This is a genomic window from Pseudomonas sp. GL_090, assembly GCF_057837765.1.
This window is the reverse complement of sequence record NZ_CM174452.1, coordinates 4,659,127-4,674,118: the sequence shown is the minus strand read 5'-3', so window position 1 is coordinate 4,674,118 and position 14,992 is coordinate 4,659,127. Positions and strand designations below refer to the sequence as shown.

Genomic DNA, 14,992 nt, shown 5'->3' with positions numbered 1-14,992 from the left:
TCAGTTCAATCCGCTAGTCTTGCTCACATCTGGAAGGGAGCCGCTTATGTTTGAATCCGCCGAAATCGATCACGCCATCGACAAAGAAACCTACGACGCCGAAATCCCGGCCCTGCGCGAAGCGTTGCTCGAAGCGCAATTCGAATTGCAGCAGCAACGCCGCTTTCCGGTGATCATTTTGATCAATGGCATCGAAGGTGCCGGCAAGGGTGAGACGATCAAGGTGCTCAACGAGTGGATGGACCCGCGCTTGATCGAGGTGCGTACCTTCGATCAGCAAACCGATGAAGAACTGGCGCGGCCGCCGGCCTGGCGGTACTGGCGGATGCTCCCGGCCAAGGGGCGCATGGGGATTTTCTTCGGCAACTGGTACAGCCAGATGCTGCAGGGGCGGGTCCATGGCGAGTTCAAGGATCCGCGACTGGACCAGGCGATCAATGGCGCCGAGCGCCTGGAAAAGATGCTCTGCGATGAAGGTGCGCTGATCTTCAAGTTCTGGTTTCACCTCTCGAAAAAGCAAATGAAGGCACGCCTCAAGGCATTGGCCGACGACCCGCTGCACAGCTGGCGCATCAGCCCGCTGGACTGGCAGCAGTCGCAAACCTACGACCGGTTCGTGAAGTATGGTGAACGGGCGCTGCGTCGAACCAGCCGTGACTATGCACCCTGGCATGTGATCGCCGGGGCGGATGCCCATTATCGCAGCCTGGCCGTGGGTCGGATTCTGCTGGCGGGCCTGCAAGGGGCATTGAAGCGACCGAAGATCCATCCGGAAAAGGTCAGCGCCGCGCCAGTGTTCCCCAGTGTCGATCAAGTGAACCTGATCGACAGTCTGGACCTGACCCTGCACCTGGACAAGGATGATTACGAAGAACAACTGATCACCGAGCAGGCGCGGTTTTCCGGGTTGATGCGTGACAAACGCATGCGCCGCCACGCACTGGTGGCGGTGTTCGAGGGCAATGACGCGGCTGGCAAAGGTGGGGCGATCCGTCGGGTAGCGGCAGCGCTGGATCCGCGTCAGTACAGCATCGTACCGATTGCCGCGCCAACCGAAGAAGAACGGGCGCAGCCGTATCTATGGCGTTTCTGGCGGCACCTGCCGGCCCGGGGCAAGTTCACGGTGTTCGACCGCTCGTGGTATGGCCGGGTGTTGGTGGAGCGCATCGAAGGCTTTTGCAGCCCGGCGGACTGGCTGCGTGCCTATGGTGAAATCAACGATTTCGAAGAACAGCTCGCCGACGCCGGTGTGATCGTGGTCAAGTTCTGGCTGTCGATCGACAAGCAGACGCAATTGGAGCGCTTCGAGGAGCGCGAGAAGATTCCCTTCAAGCGCTTCAAGATCACTGAAGATGACTGGCGTAACCGTGAAAAATGGGATGACTATCGTGCGGCGGTCGGTGACATGGTCGACCGTACCAGTACCGAGATTGCGCCATGGACCCTGGTGGAAGCCAATGACAAGCGCTGGGCACGGGTCAAGGTGCTACGCACCATCAACCGGGCGCTGGAAGAGGCTTTCGAGAAATCCGACCGGCATGAACGCAAGCGCAAGGACAAGAATTGAGGCCATGGTTACGCATACGCGAGGTGAATGATCGTCGCGGTCGGTGAAGCGCTGGACTTATGCTCGGTCCACTCTCAACCGATAACAACAATGAGGTATGCCATGCGTGAAGTGGTGATCGTCGACAGCGTACGGACCGGCCTGGCCAAATCCTTTCGCGGTAAATTCAACATGACCCGCCCGGATGACATGGCGGCCCACTGTGTCGATGCACTGTTGGCGCGCACCGGTATCGATCCGGCGAGCGTCGAGGACTGCATCGTGGGTGCCGGCTCCAACGAAGGTGCCCAGGGTTTCAATATCGGTCGCAATGTCGCGGTGCTCTCGCGCCTGGGTATCGGCACGGCCGGCATGACCCTCAACCGGTTCTGTTCTTCGGGCTTGCAGGCGATCGCCATCGCCGCCAACCAGATCGCTTCGGGTTGCAGCGACATCATCGTCGCCGGCGGCGTCGAGTCCATCAGCCTGACCATGAAGAGCGTCAACACCGACAACCTGATCAACCCGCTGCTCAAGGAGCAGGTGCCGGGCATCTATTTTCCGATGGGCCAGACGGCTGAAATCGTCGCGCGTCGGTACGGCGTCAGCCGTGAAGAGCAGGACCTGTACGCGCTGCAAAGCCAGCAACGTACCGCAGCGGCGCAGGCCGCCGGGTTGTTCAGCGATGAAATCGTGCCGATGGCGGTGAAGTATCGCGTCGAAGACAAGGCCACAGGTCAGGCACAGATCCTCGACGGCATCGTCGACCGCGATGACTGCAACCGACCGGACACCACCCTGGAAAGCCTGGCCGGATTGAAACCGGTGTTCGCCGAAGATGGCTCGGTCACGGCGGGCAACTCTTCGCAACTGTCCGACGGCGCGTCCATGACCCTGGTGATGAGCCTCGAAAAAGCACTGGAGCTGGGGCTCAAGCCGAAAGCGTTCTTCCGCGGCTTTACCGTGGCCGGTTGCGCGCCGGACGAGATGGGCATCGGCCCGGTGTTTTCGGTACCGAAACTGCTCAAGGCCAAAGGTTTGCGGATTGACGACATCGACCTGTGGGAACTCAACGAAGCGTTCGCCTCGCAGTGCCTGTACAGCCGCAACCGGCTGGAAATCGACAACGCCCGGTACAACGTCAACGGCGGCTCGATTTCCATCGGTCACCCGTTCGGCATGACCGGCTCGCGCCAAGTCGGGCATCTGGTTCGTGAGTTGCAGCGACGCAATCTGCGGTACGGCATCGTCACCATGTGCGTGGGTGGCGGGATGGGGGCTACGGGGTTGTTTGAGGCGGTGCGTTAAGCCTCGATATTTTTCGTTGTCTGCCAGATAGCTTTCGCGAGCAGGCTCGCTCCCACAGGTTTGGTGGCGTACACAACATTTGTGATCGCCGCTAATCACTGTGGGGGCGAGCCTGCTCGCGATGGGCTCACCTCGGTTGTAAAAAATCCCCCTCAAAGATTGCGACCCGCACAGTTTCATTCGCGGCCAGTCCAAAACTGTCCCTGTGTACGTCACCGCTCCAAGCCTAGAATGACGACTCCTGTCAGTTGGCGTTGGGGTTCACATGCACATTTCATCGGGTCGCTGGGGTTACGGTCTGTTCCTGGCCTTGTTGACCGCGCTGTTGTGGGGAATCCTGCCGATCAAGCTCAAGCAGGTGTTGCTGGTGATGGATCCGGTGACGGTGACCTGGTTTCGTCTGCTGGTGTCCGGCGGCTGCCTGTTCATTTACCTGGCGGCCACCAGGCGTCTACCCAGCCGCAAGGTGCTCGGACCTCGTGGTGGCTGGTTGGTGCTGATGGCGGTGCTCGGACTGGTCGGTAACTATGTTTTGTATCTGATGGGCCTGAACCTGCTCAGCCCCGGCACGGCGCAATTGGTGGTGCAGATGGGCCCGATCATGCTGCTGATCGCCAGCCTGTTTGTGTTCAAGGAGCGTTTCAGCCTGGGGCAGGGGATTGGCTTGCTGGTGCTGTTGATCGGCTTTGCGCTGTTTTTCAACCAGCGCTTGAGTGAGTTGCTCACGTCGCTGACCGACTACACCGCCGGCGTGCTGCTGGTGCTGCTGGCGTCCACGGTCTGGACCTTCTATGCCTTGGGGCAGAAGCAATTGCTGACGGTGTGGAATTCGCTGCAGGTGATGATGGTGATCTACCTGTTTTGCGCGCTGTTGTTGACGCCGTGGGTGCATCCGCTCGAAGCGTTGCAATTGAACCCCTTGCAGGGGTGGTTGTTGCTGGCGTGCTGTCTCAACACCCTGATTGCCTATGGCGCGTTTGCCGAGGCCCTGGCCCATTGGGAAGCTTCCCGGGTCAGCGCGACGCTGGCCATCACGCCGCTGGTGACCTTTGCCGCGGTTGCCATGGCTGCGTGGCTGTGGCCCGACTATGTGCATGCCGAGACGATCAATGGCCTGGGATATGGCGGCGCGGTGCTGGTGGTGCTGGGGTCGGCGCTGGTGGCGTTGGGGCCTTCGTTGATTGCCGGATTGAAGGCCAGAAAAGCCAAAATGGTCGTTGGCTGAAAATCTTCATCGCGCCCTTCGCGAGCAGGCTCGCTCCCCCAGAGATCCAGTGTGGGAGCGAGCCTGCTCGCGAAGACGGACTTTCAATCAGCGCAAAATTCAGCCCTTGGCCCCAGCCTCCAGCATGTTCTCCGGCCTCACCCACGCATCGAACTCTTCGTCAGTCAGATACCCGAGCTGCAACGCCGCCTCGCGCAAGGTCAGGCCTTCGCTGTAGGCCTTCTTGGCGATCTCCGCCGATTTGTCATAGCCGATGTGCGGGTTGAGCGCCGTCACCAGCATCAGACCGCGCTCCAGGTGTTCAGCCATTTTTTCCGCATCCGGTTCCAGGCCGGCCACGCAGTGCTGCTGGAAGTTGCTGCAGCCATCAGCCAGCAAACGGATCGATTGCAGCAGGTTATGGATGATCACCGGTTTGAACACGTTCAACTGCAAGTGACCCTGACTGGCGGCAAAACCGATGGCGACGTCGTTGCCCAACACCTGGCAGGCGAGCATCGACAGTGCTTCGCACTGGGTCGGGTTGACCTTGCCCGGCATGATCGAACTCCCCGGTTCATTGGCCGGCAGCCTGACTTCGGCGAAGCCGGCGCGCGGGCCGGAACCCAGCAGGCGCAGATCGTTGGCGATTTTCATCAGTGTCACGGCGAGGGTTTTCAGTGCGCCGGACAACGTGGTCAGCGGCTCATGGCCGGCCAGTGCGGCGAACTTGTTCGGCGCGGTGATGAACGGCAAGCCGGAGAGGGCTGCCAATTCCGCGGCGATGGCCTCGCCGAAGCCATGGGGTGAGTTCAGCCCGGTGCCGACGGCCGTTCCGCCCTGGGCCAGCTCGCAGACCGCGGGCAGTGCGCTGCGGATTGCCCGCTCGGCGTAATCGAGTTGCGCGATGAACGCCGAGATTTCCTGACCGAAGCTGATCGGTGTCGCATCCATCATGTGGGTTCGACCGGTCTTGACCAGTTTCATATGGCGTGCGGCCAGTTCGGCCAGCCCGCCGGTCAGTTCACTGATCGCCGGCAGCAAGTGCTGTTGCACCGCCTGGACGGCTGCGATGTGCATGGCGGTGGGAAAACAGTCGTTGGAACTCTGGGAGCGATTGACGTGATCGTTGGGGTGCACCGGGGACTTGCCGCCACGGGGGTTGCCGGCCAGCTCGTTGGCGCGACCGGCGATCACTTCGTTGACGTTCATGTTGCTCTGGGTACCGCTGCCGGTTTGCCAGACCACCAGCGGAAACTGGTCGTCGTGGTCGCCGGCGAGCACTTCGTCGGCCGCCTGCTCGATCAGGCGCGCGATATCGGCGGGCACGTCGCCGTTGCGATCATTGACCCGTGCCGCGGCTTTCTTGATCAGCGCCAGGGCATGCAACACGGCCAGCGGCATGCGTTCGTTGCCGATGGCGAAGTTGATCAGTGAGCGTTGCGTCTGAGCGCCCCAATAGGCTTCATCCGGGACTTCAACCTGGCCGAGGCTGTCGGTTTCGATACGGCTCATCTTGCTCACTCCTGTAGGTCCGATTGCGCAGTTTAGGCCGTGATCGACGGCCGTGGTTCCATCAGTCTGAATTTGACCATTCAACCCCTCTAAATCAGGCGCGACAAGGCTTGGGGTTGAGCGACACACTTTTTTAGGCGCAGAATGGACGCCCTTGGGGTCTTACCTCGCCAGCTAGAAAAGGAAACTCGATGACTCGTCTTCGTGCCATCTGTACCGCCGTTGCTTTGGTCTGCGCCAGCGGCCAGGTTCTTGCCGACACCGCCAGCCATAACGCCAGTGCCGAGGCTTTCCTGACCATGGCGCACGCTGACAAACTGGGCACCCCGGTGTACATGCAAGTACAGCAGATGTTTGCCCAGCGTTTCGAACAAACCAAAGCCCCTGAGTCGAAAAAAGCCGTGCTGGAAACCTACCAGGCCAAGGCCAACGCCGCTCTGGACCAGGCCATTGGCTGGAACAAGCTGAAACCGGACATGGTCAAGCTCTACACCACCAACTTCAGCGAATCCGAGCTCAAGGACCTGGTTGCGTTCTACCAGTCGCCACTGGGCAAGAAAGTCCTGGAAAAAATGCCTCAGCTGACCCAGCAATCGGCCCAGATGACCCAGGCCAAGCTGGAAAGCGCGGTGCCTGTGGTCAACAAGCTGCTGGCTGACATGACCGCCGAGCTGACGCCGAAAGACGCGGCTGCTCCAGCCAAGAAAAAGCCTTAAGCGGAGTTCGGTATGACCATGCAACAACGCATCGAATCGACGCTGGCCCTGCTTCAGCCCGAGCATCTGCAAGTGCTGGATGAAAGCCACATGCACAGCCGTGGGCTGCAAACCCATTTCAAGGCGGTGGTGGTCAGCGCGCAGTTCGAAGGCCTGAACCGGGTCAAGCGTCACCAGAAGGTCTACGGCACGCTTGGCGAGCTGATGGGCGAGTTCCATGCGTTGGCGCTGCATACCTACACGCCAGAGGAATGGGCCCGGATCGACGCGGCTCCGGCCTCGCCGACCTGTGCCGGCGGCAGCAAGCACTAAACACAGGTTTTTTGTTAGAATGCCCAACGCGCCGCTAACCCGGCGCGTTTTTTTTCGCATCCGGTTCACCCCTTACGAGGGTAGCCACCTGGAGATTTACCCATGACACAACAGATTGTCGTGGCGGCACTGTATAAGTTCGTCACCCTGGAAGATTACGTCGCCCTGCGCGAGCCCCTGCTGCAAGCGATGGTCGACAACGGCATCAAAGGCACCCTGCTGATTGCCGAAGAAGGTATCAACGGCACCGTGTCCGGCAGCCGCGAAGGCATCGACGGGCTGATGGCCTGGCTCAAGAACGACCCGCGCATGGACGACATCGACCATAAAGAGTCGTACTGCGACGATCAGCCGTTCTATCGCACCAAAGTCAAACTCAAGAAAGAAATCGTCACCCTCGGCGTGGAAGGCGTGGACCCGAACAAAAAGGTCGGCACCTACGTCGATCCGCAGGACTGGAACGCCCTGATCAGCGACCCCGAAGTGCTGTTGATCGACACCCGTAATGATTACGAAGTCTCGATCGGTACCTTCGAAGGCGCCATCGACCCGAAAACCACCAGTTTTCGCGAGTTTCCCGATTACATCAAAGCCAACTTCAACCCGGCCGTGCACAAGAAGGTCGCAATGTTCTGCACCGGCGGCATCCGCTGCGAGAAGGCCTCGAGCTACATGCTCAGCGAGGGCTACGGTGAGGTTTTTCACCTCAAGGGTGGCATCCTGAAGTACCTCGAAGAGGTGCCGCAGGAAGAAACCAAGTGGCAGGGCGACTGCTTCGTGTTCGACAACCGCGTGACCGTTCGTCACGACCTGAGCGAAGGCGACTACGATCAATGTCATGCCTGCCGCACGCCGGTGAGCGTGGAAGACCGCGCGTCCGAGCATTACGTGGCCGGCATCAGTTGCCCGCATTGCTGGGATAAGCTGAGCGAGAAGACCCGTCGCAGCGCGATCGACCGGCAGAAGCAGATCGAACTGGCCAAGGCTCGTAACCAGCCTCACCCGATCGGCTTCAACTACAAGCAAGCATCCTCCGAGGCCTGAACCATGTCTGCACGCCTGCTTTATGTGATGGACCCGATGTGTTCCTGGTGCTGGGGGTTTGCCCCGGTGGCCAACGCACTGGTCGAGCAGGCGCAAGCCGCGGGTGTGGATGTGCATCTGATCGTGGGTGGTTTGCGCACCGGTAGCGGTGCGGCGCTGGAGCCGACCACCCGACGCTACATCCTTGAACACTGGCAGGCGGTCACCGAAGCCACCGGCCAGCCTTTCAAGTTTGAGGGCGCGTTACCCGATGGCTTTGTCTATGACACCGAGCCTGCCTGCCGGGCACTGGTGACGGCGCGCGGACTGGCGCCGGATTGCGCCTGGAAGCTGCTCGGGCTGATCCAGCATGCGTTTTATGTCGAAGGCCGGGATGTCACCCGCGCCAGCGTGCTGGTGGAACTGGCCGAGCAAGCCGGCGTGCCGCGCATCGAGTTCGCCGCCGCGTTTGACCGCGCCGATATGCATGCCGCAACGGCGGCTGATTTCACCTGGGTCCAGGACCTGGGCATTGCCGGTTTCCCCACTCTGCTGGCCGAGCGTAACGGCCAACTGGCGTTGTTGACCAATGGCTATCAGCCGTTGAGCGAGTTGTCCCCGCTGCTCGGCCGCTGGCTGGAGCGTGCTGCCTGTGCATGACCTGCCTGATGATGTCGCACCCGCTAAACGTGTCGACCGTCTGAGCTGGGCGGAAATCCGCCGCCTGGCCCTGCATCACAAGAAATCCCTGTGGATCGCCAACGGTGTGGCCGTGCTGGCGACCCTGTGCAGCGTGCCGATTCCCTTGCTCCTGCCGTTGCTGGTGGACGAGGTGTTGCTGGGGCATGGTGATGCCGCGCTGAAGATCATGAACCACGCGCTGCCCGAAGGCTGGCAGAAGGCCGCGGGCTACATCGGCCTGATGCTGGTGGTGACCTTGACCCTGCGTTGCACCGCGTTGCTGTTCAACGTGGTGCAGGCGAAATTGTTCGCCGGGTTGGCCAAGGACATCGTCTACCGCATTCGCATACGCCTGATCGAGCGTCTCAAGCGTATCTCCCTGGGCGAATACGAAAGCCTGGGCAGCGGCACGGTGACCACGCATCTGGTCACCGACCTGGACACCCTGGACAAATTCGTCGGCGAAACCCTCAGCCGTTTCCTCGTGGCCATGCTGACCCTGGTCGGCACGGCAGGCATTCTGATGTGGATGCACTGGAAACTGGCATTGCTGATTCTGCTGTTCAACCCGCTGGTGATCTATGCCACGGTGCAATTGGGCAAGCGGGTCAAGCACCTGAAGAAACTCGAGAACGACAGCACTTCACGCTTTACCCAGGCACTGACCGAAACCCTGGACGCCATCCAGGAAGTGCGCGCCGGCAACCGCCAGGGGTTTTTCCTCGGTCGCCTGGGGCAACGCGCCCGAGACGTGCGTGACTATGCGGTGAATTCGCAATGGAAAACCGATGCGTCGAATCGAGCCAGCGGTCTGCTGTTCCAGTTCGGCATCGATATTTTTCGGGCCGCGGCGATGCTCACCGTGCTGTTTTCCGACCTTTCAATCGGCCAGATGCTCGCGGTGTTCAGCTACCTGTGGTTCATGATCGGTCCGGTTGAACAACTGCTGAACCTGCAATATGCCTACTACGCTGCCGGCGGTGCGCTGTCGCGAATCAACGAACTGCTGTCCCGGGCCGATGAGCCACAATACCCGGGCGGAGTCGACCCTTTCGTCGGTCGCGAGACGGTCGGGCTGGAAGTACAAGGGTTGAGCTTCGGTTACGGTGATGAACTGGTCCTGAACCAGATGAACCTGTCCATCGCCCCCGGCGAAAAGGTTGCGATCGTCGGTGCCAGTGGCGGTGGCAAGAGCACGCTGGTGCAACTGCTGCTGGGTTTGTACACGCCGTTGGCCGGAACCATTCGCTTCGGCGGTTCGACCCAGCAGGAGATCGGCCTGGAAACCGTGCGGGAAAATGTTGCCGTGGTCCTGCAACATCCGGCGCTGTTCAACGATACCATCCGGGCCAACCTGACCATGGGCCGCGAACGCAGTGACGAGGCCTGCTGGCAGGCGCTGGAAATTGCCCAGTTGCATGGCACGGTCCGGGATTTGCCCAATGGCCTGGACAGCATCGTCGGGCGCTCCGGGGTGCGTTTGTCCGGCGGGCAACGTCAACGCCTGGCCATCGCCCGAATGGTGCTGGCCGAGCCCAAGGTGGTGATCCTCGACGAAGCCACCTCGGCACTGGACGCCGCCACCGAATACAACCTGCACCAGGCTTTGGCGCGGTTCCTGAGCAACCGCACCACGTTGATCATTGCCCACCGCCTTTCGGCGGTAAAACAGGCGGATCGGGTGCTGGTGTTCGACGGCGGGCAAGTTGCCGAGGATGGCGACCACCAGCAACTGATTGCCGACGGTGGGTTGTACGCCAAGCTGTATGGGCATTTGCAGCGGTTGTAGCGGTTGTAGCGAGGTCGCTTCAAGGTTGCAGAGCGCTGTTTCAATACTATAAAAATTCATCGCGAGCGAATTCAGTGGCCGATACTCCCTCCGGGCGAAGCTTGTCGCTTGCCGGAAGCAGGATCGCCCCCTAGTCTAGCTATAGCGATTTCGTCCGGAAGACGAGCAGACAGTGCCAATGCAAGGGACCCCATGAATCAAACGCGGACTCTCGGAACGCCACGGCTGTTGGGCATCGTCTGGCCATTTATCGCCGTTGTGGTGTTTCAAGCCTTGCTGGGCGGCGTTAGCCTTTATGTGCTGTCGGCGGTTCGCGGCTATGTTGCCGGCGAAAGCCTCTGGTCCAAGGGCCAGAAAGACGCCATCTATTACCTCAATCTTTACGCCGACAGTGGCGACGAAGCGATTTTTCGTAAATACCAGCACGCGATGTCCGTGCCCCAGGGCGGGCATGAGTTACGCGTGGCACTGGACCACCAACCGCCGAATATCGAGGCGGCACGTGCGGGGATTCTCAAGGGGGGCAACCACCCGGATGACGTTTCCAGCCTGATTTGGCTGTACCTCAACTTTCGTCACTTCAGCTACCTTGAAAAAGCCATCGACCTCTGGACCGTGGGTGATGCCTATCTTGTCAAACTCGATAACGTTGCCAGGGACATGCATCGGCACATCGCTGCCGGCCCGGCTTCCAGGGCGGATGTACAGCGCTGGAGGGAGCAGATTTTCGCGATCAATGATGAGGTGACTCCGGCGGCGAAAGCCTTCAGCGATGCACTGGGGGAGGGGTCGCGGGTCATTCTTCGTCTGCTGTTGCTGACTAACCTCGCCACGGCTCTTGGATTGATCGCGCTGGCGCTGATGCGCACCCATAAACTACTCAAGCAGCGCCATGCCTTCGCCGATGCGTTGCAAGTGGAGAAAGAGCGGGCGCAGATCACCCTGCAATCGATTGGTGACGGCGTGATCACCACGGATGTTTCCGGTGCGATTGCTTACATGAACCCCGCGGCCGAGGCGTTGACCCACTGGAAGGCCGAGCAGGCGACGGGGTTGCCTCTGGCGGCACTGTTCAACCTGCTGGACGAAAATGCCCAGACCGATGGATTCACCCTGATCGAGCATATTCTCAGCGGCCAGCTCAGTGGCGGCAGTGAACACTCCAAGCTGATCCAGCGTCTGGACGGCAGCACGGTGTCGGTCACGCTGGTGGGCGCGCCGATCCGTAATGCCGGCAAAGTCAGCGGGACGGTGTTGGTGCTGCATGACATGACCCAGGAGCGGCAATACATCGCGAATCTGTCGTGGCAGGCGACCCACGACGCCTTGACGGGGCTCGCCAACCGTCGCGAGTTCGAATATCGCCTGGAACAGGCGCTGCACAACCTAACCCGCCATTCGGGTCGCCATGCCCTGATGTTCCTCGATCTGGACCAGTTCAAGCTGGTCAACGATACCTGCGGCCACGCGGCGGGCGACGAACTGTTGCGGCACATCTGCGCGCTGTTGCAATCCGGGCTGCGCGAGGGCGACACCCTGGCGCGCCTTGGCGGCGACGAATTCGGCATCCTGCTGGAAAACTGCGCACCGGAAGCGGCGGAGAAAATTGCCGAAAGCCTGCGCCAGACTGTGCAGAATCTGCATTTTGTCTGGAAGGGCCGGCCTTTCGTGACCACTGTCAGTATCGGGCTGGTCCATGTCGCGCAGAATCCGACGACGCTTGAAGCCTCGCTGCGTGCTGCCGACATGGCGTGCTACATGGCCAAGGAAAAGGGGCGTAATCGGGTCCAGGTCTATCATCCGGATGACTCGGAATTGTCTCTGCGCTTCGGCGAAATGGCCTGGGTGCAGCGTTTGCACATGGCGCTGGAGGAAGACCGCTTTTGCCTGTACGCCCAGGAAATTGTGCCCTTGGGTCATGTCGAACAGGGCGGCGGGCACATTGAGATTCTGCTGCGATTGCATGATGAAGCCGGACGGATGATCCTGCCCGACAGCTTCATTCCGGCTGCCGAGCGTTATGGCTTGATGAGCTCGCTCGATCGTTGGGTGGTGCAGAACGTGTTCAAGATCATTGCCCAATGCAGGGCCGAGCAAGGCCATGGGCCGCTGGCCATGTGTGCGATCAATCTGTCAGGCACGACCATTGGGGATGAGGCATTCCTGGACTTCCTGCGCGAACAGTTTGTGACGTATTCGATTCCGCCTGAAATGATTTGTTTTGAAATTACTGAAACCAGTGCTATTTCAAATCTTGGCAGCGCCATTCGATTCATTAATGAACTCAAAGGCTTAGGATGCTATTTTTCACTGGATGACTTTTGTGCCGGAATGTCCTCATTCGCGTACCTGAAACATTTGCCTGTAGACTTCCTGAAGATCGATGGGAGTTTCGTAAAGGATATGCTGGACGACCCGATCAACCGCGCCATGGTCGAAGTGATCAACCACATTGGCCATGTGATGGGTAAGCGCACGATTGCCGAGTTTGTCGAAACGCCCCAGATCGAGCAGGCATTGCTGGAGATCGGGGTGGATTACGCTCAAGGGTATGTGATTGAACGCCCGCATCTGTTTACCTTTGATAGCCTGCTAAGCCGTCCCGCCAGGCCTCAGCCGCTGTTGTTCAAGGCCCCTGGCACGTTCCGTTGAAACTCCTGCCGGTCTTACAATCACAATCAAAAGGAGCTCGACAGTGATCGATACATTCAACCGAACCGGACCGCTCATGGAAGCTGCAAGTTACCCTGCCTGGGCCCAGCGCCTGATCCAGGATTGCAGCGAGAGCAAGCGCCGGGTTGTCGAACACGAACTGTACCAACGCATGCGAGACAACAAACTCAGTGCGAAGACCATGCGCCAGTACCTGATCGGTGGCTGGCCGGTGGTCGAACAGTTCGCGTTGTATATGGCACAAAACCTGACCAAGACCCGCTTTGCCCGTCATCCCGGCGAAGACATGGCCCGTCGCTGGCTGATGCGTAACATCCGCGTCGAACTGAACCACGCCGATTACTGGGTGCACTGGAGTCGCGCGCACGGTGTCAGCCTGGAAGAGTTGCAGGCTCAGCAGGTTCCACCCGAGCTTCACGCCCTGAGCCATTGGTGCTGGCACACCAGTTCCGCCGACTCGCTGATCGTTGCGATTGCCGCCACCAACTACGCGATCGAAGGGGCGACCGGGGAATGGTCGGCGGTCGTGTGTTCCAACGGTGTCTACGCCGCCTCGTTCCCCGAGGAAGATCGCAAGCGGGCGATGAAATGGCTGAAGATGCATGCGCAGTATGACGATGCCCATCCATGGGAAGCCCTGGACATCATCTGCACACTGGCGGGCACCAACCCGAGCAAATCCCTGCAGGTGGAGCTGCGTCAGGCTGTTTGCAAGAGCTACGACTATATGTACCTGTTTCTCGAACGTTGCATGCAAATGGAACACGCAGAGCGGGCACCGGTCGTGCGTGAGCGGATGGCATTGGTCGAAAGCTGATTCAATCGCTGCTTGAAAAACAACTGTGGGAGCGAGCCTGCTCGCGAATACGGACTGTCAGTCAACATCATCGTTGAAGGTCAGGTCCCATTCGCGAGCAGGCTCGCTCCCACATTGGTTTGTGCCGTGACTGAAATTTCAGCCCGCCATCTCCAGCCGGTTACGACCTTCGCGCTTGGCCACATACAATGCGCTGTCTGCCCGCCGCAGCAGGCTTTCGGCAGACTCGCCGGGCAACAGGGTCGAACAGCCTAGGCTGACCGTCAGCAGGATCTTGTGGCTATTGGCCAGGTACTCTTCAGACTGCACTGCAAACCGCAGCCGCTCACCGACCATGGCCGCGGCCTCGCGACAGGTATTCGACAGCAGGATCAGGAACTCCTCGCCGCCATAGCGGAACACCATGTCCACGTTGCGCAGTTGGTTTTTGATCGAGGCAGCGACCGCCTTGAGCACGTCATCGCCAGTGCTGTGGCCGTGGGTATCATTAACCAGCTTGAAATGATCGATGTCCAGCATCAGCACCGACAACGGTTGCAGGTGGCGCCGGGACAGCTCGATTTCCCTTTGCAGTGTCTGGTCCATGGCGATGCGGTTACCGGCGCCCGTCAGCGGGTCGCGCAGTGCGCTTTGGGTAGCGGTACGGTACAGCAGCGCATTGCGCATCGGGAAAAGCAGCGCGGCCAGCAGTGATTCGAGATGGCCCTGTTCCAGTTCGCTGAAACGCTGATTGCGACGGAAGATCAGCTCGCCCAGATGTTCGCCTTCGTGGCTGAGGCTGTAGCTGATGGAGTGGTGGCCGCGTTGGCCGAACTCCAGGCGCAGGTCACTGCTCTTGTGCTGGTAGCACAAGGCATCCAACGGCACCAGCCGTTGAATCTCGCGATAGAAAGTCCCAAGAATGCGTTGCGGTTCCAGGCTGGTTTGCAGCTGCAGGCTCAGCTGCTGGCGCAATTGCGCAAGACTGACAGGTCTTTCCAGGAGGGGCGGCTGCTGACCAAAGCCCAGGCGCTGCAATTTGGCGCTATCGAAGTCAATTGCGTTGGTCTGGGAGGGTGGTTTCATAAGGCGTGCGCCCCTAAGCAGTAAGGCTGTCTTACAAGCAGGGTGAGAGCGGCTTAGGGCTGCGCGTCGTACTGGTCCGTCAGTCCCGTAGGACATTTCGTACAAGTTTAATCCGCTTTGTAGAAGAAGAGTAATCTCTGGACTCAAGCTTCACCCCCGTCTGCTTTCACGTTACGTGTCTGAGCAAACTTAGAGCGAAAGTCGTGCCATTCGGTTCATCCGAATAAAAGTTGTTTTGAATCAATCGGTTGATTGTCGTCTGCTACCTGGGTGACGTAGGGTGTGACGTTTGTTTGACAGGTGCCTGGTTCGAATCCTGAAGCCTTCGAGTGCCGCGACAGGA

At 59.8% G+C, this 14,992-nt stretch carries 12 protein-coding genes; 10 read left to right on the top strand and 2 right to left on the bottom strand.

Features of this window, described 5'->3' with window-relative positions:
* The first annotated feature begins 46 nt into the window (after positions 1–46).
* From pap to AC3ITA_RS20915, 3 genes are all read left to right on the top strand, one after another.
* Positions 47–1,567 carry a polyphosphate:AMP phosphotransferase gene (gene pap / locus AC3ITA_RS20925; protein WP_095943978.1) on the top strand — a complete coding sequence of 507 codons (1,521 nt, stop codon included), beginning with the start codon at positions 47–49 and terminating at the stop codon, positions 1,565–1,567.
* Positions 1,568–1,669: 102 nt separating this feature from the next.
* On the top strand, positions 1,670–2,854 hold the full coding sequence (locus AC3ITA_RS20920; protein WP_489278316.1) for a thiolase family protein: 1,185 nt from the start codon (positions 1,670–1,672) through the stop codon (positions 2,852–2,854).
* Positions 2,855–3,119: 265 nt separating this feature from the next.
* On the top strand, positions 3,120–4,079 hold the full coding sequence (locus AC3ITA_RS20915; RefSeq protein ID WP_095943976.1) for a DMT family transporter: 960 nt from the start codon (positions 3,120–3,122) through the stop codon (positions 4,077–4,079).
* Positions 4,080–4,178: 99 nt separating this feature from the next.
* Here AC3ITA_RS20915 and AC3ITA_RS20910 read toward each other — a convergent pair whose 3' ends face one another.
* Complete coding sequence (locus tag AC3ITA_RS20910; protein ID WP_008048978.1) at positions 4,179–5,573, bottom strand: class II fumarate hydratase; 1,395 nt, start codon at positions 5,571–5,573, stop codon at positions 4,179–4,181.
* Between the two features lie 191 nt (positions 5,574–5,764).
* Here AC3ITA_RS20910 and AC3ITA_RS20905 point away from each other — a divergent pair, with 191 nt between their 5' ends.
* The 7 genes from AC3ITA_RS20905 to AC3ITA_RS20875 all read left to right on the top strand — a co-directional run bounded on the left by AC3ITA_RS20905 (position 5,765) and on the right by AC3ITA_RS20875 (position 13,584).
* Positions 5,765–6,289: a DUF2059 domain-containing protein gene (locus tag AC3ITA_RS20905; RefSeq protein ID WP_489278315.1), complete on the top strand. Its 525-nt coding sequence runs from the start codon at positions 5,765–5,767 to the stop codon at positions 6,287–6,289.
* A 12-nt stretch (positions 6,290–6,301) separates the two neighbouring features.
* Positions 6,302–6,601, top strand: a complete 300-nt coding sequence (locus AC3ITA_RS20900) for a BolA family protein (RefSeq protein ID WP_008048982.1) — start codon at positions 6,302–6,304, stop codon at positions 6,599–6,601.
* Between the two features lie 102 nt (positions 6,602–6,703).
* On the top strand, positions 6,704–7,645 hold the full coding sequence (trhO, locus tag AC3ITA_RS20895) for an oxygen-dependent tRNA uridine(34) hydroxylase TrhO (protein ID WP_489278314.1): 942 nt from the start codon (positions 6,704–6,706) through the stop codon (positions 7,643–7,645).
* A gap of 36 nt (positions 7,646–7,681) precedes the next feature.
* Positions 7,682–8,284 carry a DsbA family protein gene (locus AC3ITA_RS20890; RefSeq protein WP_414929098.1) on the top strand — a complete coding sequence of 201 codons (603 nt, stop codon included), beginning with the start codon at positions 7,682–7,684 and terminating at the stop codon, positions 8,282–8,284.
* Entirely contained in the window at positions 8,277–10,094 is a 1,818-nt protein-coding gene (locus AC3ITA_RS20885; protein ID WP_489278313.1) for an ABC transporter ATP-binding protein, read from the top strand. The genes AC3ITA_RS20890 and AC3ITA_RS20885 overlap by 8 nt, the downstream gene beginning before the upstream one ends.
* A 192-nt stretch (positions 10,095–10,286) precedes the next feature.
* A complete protein-coding gene (locus AC3ITA_RS20880; protein WP_489278312.1) occupies positions 10,287–12,746 on the top strand; it encodes an EAL domain-containing protein in 2,460 nt (819 codons plus the stop codon).
* A 76-nt stretch (positions 12,747–12,822) separates the two neighbouring features.
* Entirely contained in the window at positions 12,823–13,584 is a 762-nt protein-coding gene (locus AC3ITA_RS20875) for an iron-containing redox enzyme family protein (RefSeq protein WP_414929023.1), read from the top strand.
* A gap of 138 nt (positions 13,585–13,722) precedes the next feature.
* On the opposite strand, the gene AC3ITA_RS20870 is transcribed toward AC3ITA_RS20875, so the two are convergent.
* Entirely contained in the window at positions 13,723–14,649 is a 927-nt protein-coding gene (locus AC3ITA_RS20870) for a GGDEF domain-containing protein (RefSeq protein WP_095943971.1), read from the bottom strand.
* Between the last annotated feature and the right edge of the window lie 343 nt (positions 14,650–14,992).

Coding starts and splice junctions, on each gene's coding strand:
- AC3ITA_RS20875 (WP_414929023.1), top strand. CDS start 12,823: ATGGAAGCTGCAAGTTACCCTGCCTGGGCCCAGCGCCTGATCCAGGAT.
- AC3ITA_RS20900 (WP_008048982.1), top strand. CDS start 6,302: ATGACCATGCAACAACGCATCGAATCGACGCTGGCCCTGCTTCAGCCC.
- AC3ITA_RS20915 (WP_095943976.1), top strand. CDS start 3,120: ATGCACATTTCATCGGGTCGCTGGGGTTACGGTCTGTTCCTGGCCTTG.
- AC3ITA_RS20890 (WP_414929098.1), top strand. CDS start 7,682: ATGTGTTCCTGGTGCTGGGGGTTTGCCCCGGTGGCCAACGCACTGGTC.
- pap (WP_095943978.1), top strand. CDS start 47: ATGTTTGAATCCGCCGAAATCGATCACGCCATCGACAAAGAAACCTAC.
- trhO (WP_489278314.1), top strand. CDS start 6,704: ATGACACAACAGATTGTCGTGGCGGCACTGTATAAGTTCGTCACCCTG.
- AC3ITA_RS20905 (WP_489278315.1), top strand. CDS start 5,765: ATGACTCGTCTTCGTGCCATCTGTACCGCCGTTGCTTTGGTCTGCGCC.
- AC3ITA_RS20870 (WP_095943971.1), bottom strand. CDS start 14,649: ATGAAACCACCCTCCCAGACCAACGCAATTGACTTCGATAGCGCCAAA.
- AC3ITA_RS20910 (WP_008048978.1), bottom strand. CDS start 5,573: ATGAGCCGTATCGAAACCGACAGCCTCGGCCAGGTTGAAGTCCCGGAT.
- AC3ITA_RS20920 (WP_489278316.1), top strand. CDS start 1,670: ATGCGTGAAGTGGTGATCGTCGACAGCGTACGGACCGGCCTGGCCAAA.
- AC3ITA_RS20880 (WP_489278312.1), top strand. CDS start 10,287: ATGAATCAAACGCGGACTCTCGGAACGCCACGGCTGTTGGGCATCGTC.